Raw genomic sequence first — 13,353 nt, 5'->3', positions numbered from 1 at the left:
CGGACATGCCCCGGATAGTTCACGCTGTGCAAAGGATCAAGAGCGGACCGGAGAGGGCAAGGTCACAGCCTTCTCCCCTGCTGCACCTTTGCGCCGCTGTCCTAACATCCGAGCATGACGGTCCTCCCCGATGACGGGTTCTCACTGGCCGCCGAGTTCCCGGATGCGACCCATGAGCAGTGGCAGCACCTGGTCGAAGGCGTGCTGCGCAAGGCAGGCAAGGACGCCCAGGGCACGGCGGCCGAGGAAGCGCTGTCCACGGCCCTCGAGGACGGGATCACCACCCGTCCCCTGTACACGGCGGGCGGCGGTGCCGACGGCTCCGGGCTTCCCGGCTTCGCCCCCTTCACCCGGGGCGGCAGGCCCGAGGGCGGCGTGGTGTCCGGCTGGGACGTGCGCCAGCGCCACGACCGGCCCGACCCGGCGGCGGCCAACGAGGCGGTGCTCACCGACCTGGAGAACGGCGTCACCTCGCTGTGGCTGACCGTCGGCGCGTCCGGGCTGCCCGTCGACGCGCTGGGCGCGGCGCTGGACGGCGTGCTCCTCGATCTCGCTCCGGTCGTCCTCGAGGCGGGCGAGCACTTCGAGGCCGCGGCCGAGGCGTTGCTGCGGCTGTACGAGGAGCGCGGCGTGGCCCCCGCGGCGGCGCTCGGCAACCTCGGCGCCGATCCGCTCGGTCTCGCCGCCCGCACCGGCCGGTACGACGGTCTCGACGGCCGGATGGCCGCGGCCGCCGCTCTCGCCGTCCGGTGCGACGCGTCGTACCCGGGCCTGCGTGCCGTGACCGTGGACGCCCTTCCGTACCACGAGGCCGGCGCGACGACCGCGCAGGAGCTCGGCTGCTCCCTGGCGACCGGTGTCGCGTGGCTGCGTGAGCTGACGGGCGCGGGGCTGGGCGTGGACGCCGCCTGCGGGCAGCTGGAGTTCCGGTACGCGGCCACCGCCGACCAGTTCCTGACGATCGCGAAGCTGCGGGCCGCGCGCAGGCTGTGGTCCCGTGTCGCCGAGGTCTGTGGTGCCACCGACGGCGCCGGGGCGCAGCGCCAGCACGCGGTGACGTCGTCGGTGATGATGACGCGCCGCGATCCGTGGGTGAACATGCTGCGCACGACCGTGGCCTCGCTGGCCGCCGGTGCGGGCGGTGCCGACTCGGTGACCGTGCTCCCCTTCGACCACGCGCTGGGCCTGCCGGACGCGTTCGCACGCCGGATCGCGCGCAACACCTCCACGATCCTGCTGGAGGAGTCGCACATGGGCCGAGTGATCGACCCGGCGGGCGGCTCCTGGTACGTGGAGCGGCTCACGGACGAACTGGCACAGGCCGCGTGGGCGTGGTTCCAGGAGATCGAGCGCGCCGGCGGCCAGGCGGCCGCACTCCGCGGCGGCCTGGTCGGCGAGCGGATCGGCGCCGCGTGGGAGAGCCGCAGCCGCCGGCTCGCCACGCGCCGCGAACCGGTCACCGGGGTCAGCGAGTTCCCGCTGCTGGCCGAGGCGCCGGTGGAGCGCGACGCCGCTCCGGCGCGGCCGTCGGGCGGCCTGCCGGTGGTGCGCCGCGACGAGGCGTTCGAGGCGCTGCGGGCCCGTTCGGACGCGCACCTGGCGGCCACGGGCGCGCGGCCGAAGGTGTTCCTCGCGGCCCTCGGGCCGGCTTCCGCGCACACCGCGCGGGCGACGTTCGCCGCCAACCTGTTCCAGGCGGGCGGCATCGAGCCGGTCCACGACCCGGTGAGCGTCGACGCGGCGTCCGCCGCCGAGGCGTTCGCCGCGAGCGGCGCGCAGGTGGCGTGCCTGTGCTCCGGCGACGCCGTGTACGCGGAGCAGGCGGGGCCGGTGGCAGAGGCCCTCAAGTCGGCGGGCGCGCGGCGGGTGTTCCTCGCCGGCCGCCCCGGTGAGCAGCGTGAGATGTACGAGAAGGCCGGGGTCGACGAGTTCGTCGTCGCGGGCGGTGACGCGGTCGCCGTCCTGACCTCGGTGCTCGACCGGATCGGAGTGGCGTGATGGGAATCCCGGATTTCGCGGGGATCGAGCTGGGGTCCGCCGCGGGCACGGCCGGTGCGGACCGGTGGCGTGCGGCCGTCGAGGCGGCCACCGGCAAGGACGCGGACGAGCTGGTGTGGGAGACGCCGGAGGGCATTGCGGTCAAGCCGCTGTACACGGACGCCGATCTGGAGGGTGTCGACTTCCTCGGCACGTATCCGGGCATCGCTCCGTTCCTGCGCGGTCCGTACCCGACGATGTACGTCAACCAGCCCTGGACGATCCGTCAGTACGCCGGTTTCTCCACGGCCGAGGAGTCGAACGCCTTCTACCGGCGCAATCTGGCCGCCGGGCAGAAGGGCCTGTCGGTGGCCTTCGACCTGCCGACGCACCGCGGCTACGACAGCGACCACCCGCGGGTGACCGGCGACGTCGGCATGGCGGGTGTGGCGATCGACTCGATCCTCGACATGCGGCAGCTGTTCGACGGCATCCCGCTGGACCGGATGAGCGTGTCGATGACGATGAACGGCGCGGTGCTGCCCGTGCTGGCGCTGTACATCGTGGCCGCCGAGGAGCAGGGTGTGCCGCCCGAGAAGCTGGCCGGGACCATCCAGAACGACATCCTCAAGGAGTTCATGGTCCGCAACACCTACATCTACCCGCCGGCTCCCTCGATGCGGATCATCTCGGACATCTTCGCGTACACCTCGCAGAAGATGCCCCGCTACAACTCGATCTCCATCTCCGGCTACCACATCCAGGAGGCCGGGGCGACGGCCGACCTGGAGCTCGCGTACACACTGGCCGACGGCCTGGAGTATCTGCGGGCCGGCATCGCGGCGGGACTGGACGTGGACTCGTTCGCGCCGCGGCTCTCGTTCTTCTGGGCGATCGGCATGAACTTCTTCATGGAGGTCGCCAAGCTGCGCGCGGCGCGCCTGCTGTGGGCGAAGCTGGTGAAGAAGTTCGACCCGAAGAGCCCCAAGTCGCTCTCGCTGCGCACGCATTCGCAGACGTCGGGCTGGTCGCTCACCGCTCAGGACGTGTTCAACAACGTCACGCGCACCTGCGTCGAGGCGATGGCCGCCACGCAGGGGCACACGCAGTCGCTCCACACCAACGCCCTGGACGAGGCACTGGCCCTGCCGACCGACTTCTCCGCCCGCATAGCCCGCAACACCCAGCTCCTGCTCCAGCAGGAGTCGGGCACCTGCCGGGTCATCGACCCGTGGGGCGGCAGCGCATACGTGGAGAAGCTCACCCACGATCTCGCGCGCCGGGCCTGGCAGCACATCGAGGAGGTCGAGGCGGCGGGCGGCATGGCGAAGGCCATCGACGCGGGCATTCCCAAGCTGCGGGTGGAGGAGGCGGCGGCGCGCACCCAGGCCCGGATCGACTCCGGCCGCCAGCCGGTGATCGGCGTCAACAAGTACCGGGTGGAGTCCGACGAGCAGATCGACGTCCTCAAGGTCGAGAACTCCCAGGTGCGGGCGCAGCAGGTGGAGAAGCTGCGCCGACTGCGCGCCGAGCGTGACGAGGCGGCCTGCCAGGACGCGCTGCGCGCGCTGACGGCGGCCGCGGAGGCCGGGCCCGCGCAGGGCGGCGGCCTGGAAGGCAACCTGCTGGCGCTGGCGGTGGACGCGGCCCGCGCCAGGGCGAGCGTCGGGGAGATCTCCGACGCCCTGGAGAAGGTCTACGGCCGGCACTCGGGCCAGATCCGTACGATCTCGGGCGTCTACCGGAACGAGGCAGGCATGTCACCCGCGGTGGACCGCACCCGTGCCCTGGTGGACGCGTTCGAGGAGGCCGAGGGCCGCAGGCCGCGCATCCTGGTCGCCAAGATGGGGCAGGACGGCCACGACCGCGGCCAGAAGGTAATCGCGACGGCCTTCGCCGACCTCGGTTTCGACGTGGACGTCGGCCCGCTGTTCCAGACGCCGGCCGAGGTGGCCCGGCAGGCGGTCGAGGCGGACGTGCACATCGTGGGCGTCTCGTCGCTGGCCGCGGGGCATCTGACGCTGGTGCCCGCGCTCCGCGAGGAGCTGGCGGCCGAGGGCCGCGAGGACATCATGATCGTCGTCGGTGGTGTGATCCCGCCCCAGGACGTCCAGGCGCTGCACGACGCGGGCGCTGCGGCGGTCTTCCCGCCGGGGACGGTGATCCCGGACGCGGCGAGGGACCTCGTGCACACGCTCGCCGGCTCCCTCGGCCACGAGTTGTAGGCCCATGCCGCCGAAGATCGACATCGACGCCTACGTCAAGGGCGTGCGGGACGGGTCGCGGGCCTACGTCGCCCGCGCCGTCACGCTCGTCGAGTCCACGCGCGCCGACCACAAGGTGCTCGCGCAGCAGTTGCTCACCGAGCTGCTGCCGTACGCGGGCGCGGCCCGGCGGGTGGGCATCAGCGGTGTGCCCGGCGTCGGCAAGTCCACGTTCATCGATGCGCTCGGGTCGATGCTCACGGGCCTGGGCCACCGGGTCGCGGTCCTCGCGGTCGACCCGTCGTCCACGCGGACCGGCGGCTCCATCCTGGGCGACAAGACCCGGATGGAGCGGCTCGCGACGGATCCGGCCGCTTTCGTGCGGCCCTCCCCCAGCGCGGGCACGCTCGGCGGTGTGGCGAAGGCGACCCGCGAGACGATCATCGTGATGGAGGCCGCCGGGTACGACGTCGTACTGGTCGAGACGGTCGGCGTCGGCCAGTCCGAGACCGCGGTGGCGGACATGGTCGACTCGTTCCTGCTGCTGAGCCTCGCCCGCACCGGCGACCAGCTCCAGGGCATCAAGAAGGGCGTGCTGGAGCTCGCCGACGTGATCGCCGTGAACAAGGCGGACGGCCCGCACGAGCGCGACGCCCGGTCCGCCGCCCGGGAACTGGCCGGCGCCTTGCGGCTGATGCATCCGGCCGACGCCGCGTGGACACCTCCGGTGCTGTCGTGCAGCGCCCGCGAGGGCACCGGGCTCGACACGGTGTGGGAGCGGCTGGAGCAGCACCGGACGGTGCTGGAGTCGACGGGGCGGCTGGCGGCCAAACGGCGTGACCAGCAGATCGACTGGACCTGGGCGATGGTCCGCGACGCGCTGGTGGAGCGGCTGCACCGGCACCCGGCCGTGCGGGAACTCGCGCCGGACGTCGAACGCCGGGTCCGGGAGGGCACGCTGACCGCGACGCTGGCGGCGGAGCGCCTGCTCGAGGCGTTCGCGCGGCCGCGGTAGAGGAACCGAGAGCCGTGGGAGCCGGGTGCGGGACCGCCGTCCGCACCCGGCCTCATCCCATCGGCCGCTCGACCGGACATCCGAGTGCCCGTCCGTGCCCGCTTCAAACCAGGGAACCGGCGGCGGTGTCGCCGCCCGGGCTTCCGGGTACTCGCCCCGGCCAGGCAGCCGACGGGACAGAGGAGGAGCGTTCATCATGCTGATCGCATTTCTGACGGCGCACGAGGGCGTGGAGCAGGTCGAGCTCACCGACCCGTGGGAGGCGGTGAAGGACGCGGGCCACGAGCCGAGGCTGATCGCGACGCGCCCCGGCACGGTGCAGGCCTTCCACCACCTCGACAAGGCGGACACCTTCCCGGTGGACCAGGCGGTGTCCGACGCGTCCGCGGACGACTACGACGCGCTGGTGCTGCCCGGCGGTCTGGCCAACCCGGACGCGCTGCGCATGGACGGCAAGGCCGTCGCCTTCGTACGGTCCTTCTTCGATGCGGGCAAGCCGGTCGCCGCGATCTGCCACGCCCCGTGGACGCTGGTGGAGGCCGACGTCGTCCGCGGGCGCACCCTGACGTCCTGGCCCAGCCTGCGCACCGACATCCGCAACGCGGGAGGCGACTGGGTGGACGAGCAGGTGCAGGTCTGCCAGGCGGCGCCGAGCACGCTGATCACGAGCCGCAAGCCGGCCGATCTCAAGGCGTTCTGCGCGGCGTTCACGGCCGAGTTCGCGCGCAGCTCCGGCGTCGCCGCGGGCCGCTGACGTCACCGCGGGCCGCTGATCGAGGCGGCACCGGGGCCGGGCCCCGGTGCCGCGAGGCCCCTGCCCCCGGTCAGCTGTGGCCGCGGGAGCGGGCGCCCTCGCGCGTGCGGCCCGAGGCGACCGGGCGCTCGGGGTGGCGGCGCAGGTACTCGGCCTCCAGCTCCTTCATGCGCACGTCGTGCGCCGTGAACGCGGCCGCCGACCCGTACAGCAGCGTGTCGTGACGGCTGCGGTGGATGCTCTCCAGCTCGCGCAGCAGGTCCTGCTCGTCCAGGCGTGCCGGGTCGATGCCCTGGCGCTCGGTCTCGTTCACGGCCAACCGTCCCTTCCGTTCGTCGCTGTGTCCCGCGCCGCCTCGGCGCGGGACGGCGTGTCGCCGCCCACCCAGCGGGTACCCGCTCCTGACGCGATATCCGGCATCCGAGGGAGGAAGACCATGGAGCCGGCGATCCCCACCCCTCTCCCCGAGCCTCCCGGGCCGCGGGGAAGCGTGCAGGTCGACACGGCCTGGACGGACGAGTCCGCCCGCGGCCGGAGCGACGCGCCGCTGCACCGGCCGCACGGGAACGGTGAGCGGGCATGACCGCGCGGACCGCGTCCCCCGCGAAGCAGCGCGAGGTCCTGCGGGCGCTGCTCGACGAGCACGGCAGCACCTACGCCGAGGAGGCGGGCATCCGGCTGCGGGACACCCCGCAGCCGCTGTACCGGCTGCTCGTGCTCACCTGTCTGCTGAGCGCCCGCATCCGCAGCTCGGCCGCGGTCGCCTCCGCGCGGGAGCTCAACGGTGCGGGCATGCGCAGCGCACGCGCCATGGCCGACGCGTCCTGGCAGGACAGGGTCGACGCGCTCGGCAGGGGCGGCTACCGGCGTTACGACGAGAGCACGGCGACTCAGCTGGGCAAGGCGGCCGAGCTGGTGCTCGACAAGTACGGCGGAGACCTGCGCCGCCTGCGCGAGGCGGCCGGCAGGGACGCCGGGGAGCTGCGGAAGCTGTTGCGCGAGGTGCCCGGTCTCGGACCGGCCGGGGTGGAGATCTTCCTGCGCGAGGTGCAGGGCGTGTGGCCGGAGGCGGGGCCGCTGCTGGACGACAAGGCCCTGGACGGTGCCCGCCGACTGGGCCTGCCCGCCGACGCGCAGACCCTTCTGAAGTCCGCCCGCGGCCTGAAGTCCGTGCGGAACAACGATCCGGCGCATCTCGCGGCGGCGCTCGTCCGGGCGGCGGTGGACACGGAGGTCGCCGATGCGGTGGGGGCGGAGGCCGGCGAGGCGGCGGCGAAGAGCTGAACGGCGCGCGGTCACCGACGGCTCCGGCACATGGTTCGGCCGACCGGGTGACGAGGAGGCGTCCGGCCGGCCGGACCACTGGCAGGGACCGCCCGAAAGGCCGTCACTTGCCGAGGGACCGCTTCAGTTCGGCCTTGTTCATGGAGGAGCGGCCGTGCACGTTGCGGCGCTGCGCCTCCGCGTACAGCTGGTCGTACGTGGGGCCCTCGGAGCCCTTCCCCGAACGCTTCCCGCCGCGGCTCGAAGAGGACATGTCCTGCTTGGACGTCTTGCTCGCCGTGCGGGACTCGCCCGAGCGGGCCCGCTCCTTGTTGACCGTCCGCGCCGCGATCTCCTTGGCGCGCTTGTCGCTCTCGCCGCGCTGCTCGGCGCTCTCCTTGATGTGCTCGTACTGCCGTTCCCTCTTGGGGCTGGAACCGCGGGGCATGTCTACTCCTTCGACCGGGACGGATCCGACCCGTCCACCGTGCGCCGCACCGGACGGTGCCGCAATCGCGCAGCCGAGCGCTGCGGCGATCGGGTACTGCGGGTACCCGCGCCGGCCGGCGGCAATCCGGCGCCGGCGGTCCTTGCGGGCGTGTCCGGCGGATCAGGGCCATGCCGGACACCCGCCGGTGCGCACATGTGCCGCCGCTCCCCGCCGCGCGTAAACTCCACAGCGGGGCTGCGATCGTTCCCGGTCGCCCGCGCTGCCCGAGAGGGAGTGGTCGAGACACATGCCTGCGCACGGGCCCTTCGAAGGCGGCGGCGGGCAGAACCACACGCCGGCGGTCCTCCAGCGGCTCACCGCGGAGAACGCCGCGCTGCGGGACGACATCACCCGACGGCATCTGACCGACGTGGCCACCGGCATCCTCGCCGCACAGCTGCAGACCTCGCCGTCCGAGGCGGCCGAACATCTGGCGCGGCTGGCGCGGGCCGCCGCATCGAGCCCGGAGGACATCGCCGCCGACATCGTCAACGGCGTGGCCGGTTCCCTCGCCGTCTCCGCGCCCCCTGCCCCGGACCGCGATCAGGGAAGCACCCTGTGGACCGACGCCCGCCGGCTGCGTCAGGTCACGGCCGCGGCGGAGGCCGAGGAGTCCGTCTCCAGGGGTGCCGCCACGCTGCTGGAGGGCGGCCTGCGTCCGCTCGGGGTGGAGGCGCTGTGGCTGTGGCGGCAGACGGAGTCCGGCTGCCTGGAGCTCATGGGGCATGCGGGGGTCGGCGCCCTGGAGGCGTCTCAGTGGCGGTGGATCCCGCCCGCCGCGCCGTTGCCCCTGCGCAGGGCGCTCACCGAGGGCGAGCCGGTATGGCTGCCGTCCGGCCCTGCGGACGGGGACGTGCTGCCCGGCCCCGTGGCGCGGGCCGCGCGGGCGGTCGTCCCGCTGCGCGTGCGCGGCTCCCCGGCGGGCCTTGCCCTGGCCGTCTGGCCGGACAGCACCGAGCTGGACGAACAAGTGCGTGTCGCGCTGCCGGCGCTCGTCGAGGTCGCGGGCCGGCTGCTGGGGGTGGCGGCCGAGCCGCTCGCCGAACTGCCCGCGCTCGACGACCTGCTGGACAGTCTGGTCGGCCCCGCGATGACGCTGCACCGGGACCCGGGCGACTATGCCCTGACAGTCGAGCACGTGAACGCGCAGGCGGCCGAGGCCCTCGGCGGGGCCCACCGGGTGGCGGGCCGCCCGATCGAGGTGGCGTTCCCCCTGGTGCACAGGGACCTGTCGGCGATGGCCCGGCGCGCACAGTACGCGGGCTTCCTCCAGCGGGCGGCACGGCTGCCCGCCGAGCACCACGGCGACGAGTCCCCGGCTCCGCTCCTGGACGTGCGCGTCCTCCCGGCGGGCGGGGACCGTGCCGTCGTCCTGTGGCACACGGCGAGCGACCGCCGCACGGCGGTCGGCCGCGCGGTGGGGCGTCTGCAAGGCCTCGCGCTGTTCGAGGACGACCTGACGACGGGCCGGACGACGTGGACCGAGCAGACGTACGCGATCTTCGGCATGCCCCGGGACGCGCTCCCCGTCCCCCTTCCCGAACTGCGTTCGCGCGTGCATCCCGAGGACACGGACGATCTCGCGGAGCTGCTCACCGATGTGATGGAGCGCCGCAAGGGCGCGTCGGCCGTGGTCCGGGTGGTGCGGCAGGACGGCGGTCCCCGTCATGTGCGGATCGCCGCCGAGCCGCTGCTGCGCGAGTCCACGCTCACCGGGATCACCGGCGTCTACCAGGACATCTCCGCCGAGTACCACACGGAGGTCGCGCTCACCGCGACGTTCGACCAGCTCAACGCGGTGCGCGCGCAGGCCGTTCTGCGGCACCGGCTGGTTCTCCAGCTGCAGCAGGCCATCGTGCCGGAGATCCCGCCGCCGGCCCTGCTGCCGGGGCTGAGCGCGGCGGCCCGCTACCGGCCGGCGGCGGCCGAGTACCGGGTCGGCGGTGACTGGTACGACATCCTGCCGCTGCCGGACGGACAGGTGCTGGTGGCGGTCGGGGACGTCGCGGGACACGGGATCGACTCGGCCACGGGAATGGTGGCCCTGCGCAACGCCCTGCGAGGGCTTGCCTTCACGGGTCATCCCCCCGGCCGGCTCATGGACTGGCTCAACGAGGTGACGCTGCACGCGCCGGGGCACCCCACGGCCACGGCCGTGTGCGCGCTGTACGACCCGTCGGACCGCGTCCTGCACTGGGCGAGCGCGGGCCATCTGCCCCTCCTGCTGGTCCGCGAGGGCAGGGCCCGGCTGCTGGAGCCGCCGCACGACATCCTGCTGGGCGCCCTGCCGACGACCTCGTACAGCGAGAAGACGACCCGACTGGTCCCCGGTGACACGTTGTTGCTGTTCACGGACGGTCTCATCGAGCGGCGCCACGACGGCCTGGACAGTGGGCTGGACGCCCTGTGCCTGACCGCGGAGGAGCTCGGTCCGTGCTCCGTCGAGGAACAGGTGGACCGGCTCCTCCGCGAGGCCACCGGCGACACGGACGACGACACCAGCCTGATCGCCATCCGTCCCTCCTGACGCCGTCCCTCCTGACGCCGTCCCTCCTGACGCCGGGCGGACCGCGGCGCCGCTCGGTCACCGCCTCCGGCTCCTCTCCGCGGCTCCTGTGCGTACGCGTGGACGCCCCGCACAGGCTGGGTCCGTCGCGTCGCCCCGCGGTCACGGGCTGTGCGTCTCCCTCAGCAGGGCCCGGATCTTCGCCAGCAGCCGGAGGGCGTCCACGGGCTTGGCCACGTAGTCGTCGGCGCCCGCGGCGAGGGCGTCGGCCCGGTCGTTCGGCATGGCCTTGGCGGTGACGACGATGACCGGCACGTGCCCGGCGCGCGGGAGGTCCCGCATGGCGGCCATGGTCGCGTATCCGTCCATGCCGGCCATCATCACGTCCATCATGACGAGTCCGATCTCGTCGTGGGTCCGCAGCAGTTCGATGCCGTCCCTGCCGTTGTCGGCCGTCAGCACTCTGATGCCCTCGCTCTCGAGGATCTCGGTGAGGGCGAACACATTGCGTCTGTCGTCGTCCACGACGAGGACGGTGTGGCCGGTGGCGGACGTGTCCGGGGCGGGCACGTCCGTCTCCTCCGGAGCGATGCCGGTCTCCGACGCGCCAAAGACGCCGCCGCGACCGTGGACGGGCAGGAAGAGGGTGAAGCAGCTGCCGCGTCCGGGGCTGCTGTCCACGTCGATCACACCGCCCAGCAGACTGGCGACCTCCCGGCTGATGGACAGGCCGAGGCCGGTGCCGCCGTAGTGGCGTGAGGTGGTGCCGTCGCCCTGCTGGAAGGCGCCGAACATGCTCTCCAGGCGGTCGGCGGGGATGCCGATGCCGGTGTCGCGGACGTGGAAGGCGACGACGGCTCCGGTGCCGCGCAGCGGGGCGGGCACCTCGTCCTCGGGGACGCTCGCGACGCGCAGTTCGACCCGGCCCCGCTCGGTGAACTTCAGGGCGTTGGACAGCAGGTTGCGCAGTACCTGGCGCAGCCGCGACTCGTCGGTCGTCAGGCGGTCGGGGGTGCCGGGCTCCGCGATCACCTCGAAGGCGAGGTCGTGCTCGTCGGCGACGGGCCGGAACGTGGCCTCGACGTACTCCATGAGGTCGGAGAGGGCGAACGGGGCCGGGTGGACGGGCATCTTGCCCGCCTCGACCTTCGACAGGTCCAGGATGTCGTTGATGAGCTGGAGCAGGTCGGAGCCGGCCGAGTGGATGACCTGCGCGTAGTCGACCTGCTTCTCGGTCAGGTTGCCTTCGACGTTCTGCGCGAGGAGCTGGGCCAGGATGAGCAGGCTGTTGAGCGGGGTGCGCAGTTCGTGGCTCATGTTGGCCAGGAACTCGGACTTGTACATCGACGTCCGCGACAACTGCTGGGCTCGCGCCTCCAGTTCCTGGCGGGCCTGCTCGATCTCCAGGTTCTTGCGCTCGATGTCGCGATTGCGGTCGGCCAGCAGAGCCGCCTTCTCCTTGAGCTCGGCGTTGGAACGCTGGAGCTCTTTCTGGCGTGCCGTCAGCTCCTTGGAGCGAGTGCTGAGTTCGGCGGTGAGCCGCTGCGACTGCTCCAGGAGTTCGTCGGTGCGGCTGTTGGCGAGGAGGGTGCTGACGTTGACGCCGACGGTCTCGATGAACTGGTCGAGGAAGTGGCGGTGGACGACGGTGAGCGGGCGGACGGCGGCGAGTTCGATGACCGCGAGCACCTGCTCCTCGAGGACGACGGGCAGCACGAGCAGATGGCTCGGGTCGGCGCTGCCGGTGCCGGTCGTGACGGTGGCGTAGCCGGGCGGCAGGTCGTGCACCTCGACGGGGCGGCGGCTGCGCGCGGCCTGGCCGACGAGGGACTGGCCGAACCGGAAGCGGCGCGGCTGCTCCCCGGGGCCCTCGGGAGAGCCGTAGGAAGCGATCATCACGAGCTCGGGCCCGTCGCGCCCCTCCTTTGCCAGGAAGAATCCGCCGTACTGGGCGCGGACCAGCGGCGGGACCTCCTCCATGATGCGTTCGGCGACGACGTCGAGGTTGCGGGTGCCCTGCATCAGGCCGGACATCCTGGCGAGGTTGCTCTTGAGCCAGTCCTGTTCCTCGTTGGCGCGGATGGTGGCGCGCAGGGACTCCACCATCGCGTTGATGTTGTCCTTGAGGTCGCCGACCTCGCCCGGGGCCTCGACGGTGATGGAGCGGGTGAGGTCGCCCTCGGCGACGGCACTGGTGACCTCGGCGATGGCGCGTACCTGACGGGTCAGGTTGCCGGCGAGTTCGTTGACGTTCTGGGTGAGCCGTTTCCAGGTGCCGGAGACGCCCTCCACCTCCGCCTGGCCGCCGAGCCGGCCTTCGCTGCCGACCTCGCGGGCCACGCGGGTGACCTCCGCCGCGAACGCGGACAGCTGATCGACCATCGTGTTGATGGTGGTCTTCAGCTCCAGGATCTCGCCGCGCGCGTCGACGTCGATCTTGCGGGTGAGGTCGCCGCGGGCGACGGCCGTGGTGACCTGGGCGATGTTGCGTACCTGGTTGGTGAGGTTGTTCGCCATGGAGTTGACGTTGTCGGTGAGGTCCTTCCACGTGCCGGAGACGCCGCGGACGGTGGCCTGTCCGCCGAGGTTTCCGTCGGTGCCGACCTCACGGGCCACCCGGGAGACCTCCTCGGCGAACGAGGAGAGCCGGTCGACCATCGTGTTGATGGTCTCCTTGAGTTCGAGGATCTCGCCGCGGGCGTCGACGTCGATCTTGCGGGTGAGGTCGCCACGGGCGACGGCGGTGGCGACCTGGGCGATATTGCGCACCTGGGAGGTGAGGTTGTCGGCCATGGTGTTCACGCCGGACGTCAGCTCGGTCCACACTCCGCTGTCCCGCGGCTCCCGTGCCTGGCCGCCCAGCAGCCCCTGGCCGCCGACCTCGCGGGCGACGCGGGTGACCTCCGAGGTGACCAGGGACAACTGGTCGACCATCTCGTTGTAGATCCCCGCGATCTCACCGAGCAGGCCCGAGGAATCGCTCGGCAGCCGGACGGACAGGTCCCCGTCGCGTACGGCGACGAGACCGGCGAGTAGTTTCCTCAGCTCCTCCTCGCTCAGATCGGCGGGCGGCCGGCCCGGTTCCGGGCCCGGCGCGGGGGCGGACGCATCCATCGCAGACCTCGTGCTGTGGGGGGCGCGGCG

At 72.7% G+C, this 13,353-nt stretch carries 9 protein-coding genes; 6 read left to right on the top strand and 3 right to left on the bottom strand.

Translation table 11 applies throughout. From position 1 onward, the window contains the following. Positions 1–114 precede the first annotated feature (114 nt). The 4 genes from QFZ82_RS35735 to QFZ82_RS35720 all read left to right on the top strand — a co-directional run bounded on the left by QFZ82_RS35735 (position 115) and on the right by QFZ82_RS35720 (position 5,950). Positions 115–1,998: a methylmalonyl-CoA mutase family protein gene (locus tag QFZ82_RS35735; RefSeq protein ID WP_307717076.1), complete on the top strand. Its 1,884-nt coding sequence runs from the start codon at positions 115–117 to the stop codon at positions 1,996–1,998. Next, positions 1,998–4,202, top strand: a complete 2,205-nt coding sequence (gene scpA, locus QFZ82_RS35730) for a methylmalonyl-CoA mutase (protein WP_307717075.1) — start codon at positions 1,998–2,000, stop codon at positions 4,200–4,202. Before QFZ82_RS35735 ends, scpA begins: the two co-directional genes overlap by 1 nt. 4 nt (positions 4,203–4,206) lie before the next feature. Beyond that, the gene (gene meaB, locus QFZ82_RS35725; protein ID WP_307717074.1) at positions 4,207–5,196 is read left to right on the top strand and encodes a methylmalonyl Co-A mutase-associated GTPase MeaB; all 990 of its coding nucleotides are present in this window, start codon (positions 4,207–4,209) and stop codon (positions 5,194–5,196) included. A 196-nt stretch (positions 5,197–5,392) separates the two neighbouring features. Then, positions 5,393–5,950, top strand: a complete 558-nt coding sequence (locus QFZ82_RS35720) for a type 1 glutamine amidotransferase domain-containing protein (protein WP_307717073.1) — start codon at positions 5,393–5,395, stop codon at positions 5,948–5,950. Between the two features lie 70 nt (positions 5,951–6,020). Here QFZ82_RS35720 and QFZ82_RS35715 read toward each other — a convergent pair whose 3' ends face one another. Continuing rightward, the gene (locus tag QFZ82_RS35715) at positions 6,021–6,263 is read right to left on the bottom strand and encodes a DUF6158 family protein (RefSeq protein ID WP_307717072.1); all 243 of its coding nucleotides are present in this window, start codon (positions 6,261–6,263) and stop codon (positions 6,021–6,023) included. 266 nt (positions 6,264–6,529) lie between these two features. Here QFZ82_RS35715 and QFZ82_RS35710 point away from each other — a divergent pair, with 266 nt between their 5' ends. Then, entirely contained in the window at positions 6,530–7,234 is a 705-nt protein-coding gene (locus QFZ82_RS35710; RefSeq protein WP_307717071.1) for an endonuclease, read from the top strand. A 103-nt stretch (positions 7,235–7,337) separates the two neighbouring features. Here QFZ82_RS35710 and QFZ82_RS35705 read toward each other — a convergent pair whose 3' ends face one another. Then, on the bottom strand, positions 7,338–7,661 hold the full coding sequence (locus QFZ82_RS35705; protein ID WP_177147957.1) for a plasmid stabilization protein: 324 nt from the start codon (positions 7,659–7,661) through the stop codon (positions 7,338–7,340). A gap of 289 nt (positions 7,662–7,950) precedes the next feature. Between QFZ82_RS35705 and QFZ82_RS35700 the strand changes: the two genes are divergently transcribed. Beyond that, positions 7,951–10,230 carry a PP2C family protein-serine/threonine phosphatase gene (locus QFZ82_RS35700; protein ID WP_307717070.1) on the top strand — a complete coding sequence of 760 codons (2,280 nt, stop codon included), beginning with the start codon at positions 7,951–7,953 and terminating at the stop codon, positions 10,228–10,230. A 141-nt stretch (positions 10,231–10,371) separates the two neighbouring features. Here the strand turns inward: QFZ82_RS35700 and QFZ82_RS35695 are convergent, their stop codons facing one another. After that, the gene (locus QFZ82_RS35695) at positions 10,372–13,323 is read right to left on the bottom strand and encodes a HAMP domain-containing protein (RefSeq protein WP_307717069.1); all 2,952 of its coding nucleotides are present in this window, start codon (positions 13,321–13,323) and stop codon (positions 10,372–10,374) included. Between the last annotated feature and the right edge of the window lie 30 nt (positions 13,324–13,353).

It is taken from the genome of Streptomyces sp. V4I23 (assembly GCF_030817975.1).
Lineage (GTDB): Bacteria > Actinomycetota > Actinomycetes > Streptomycetales > Streptomycetaceae > Streptomyces.
The sequence above is the reverse complement of the archived record's forward strand: the minus strand, read 5'-3'. Positions and strand labels throughout refer to the sequence as shown.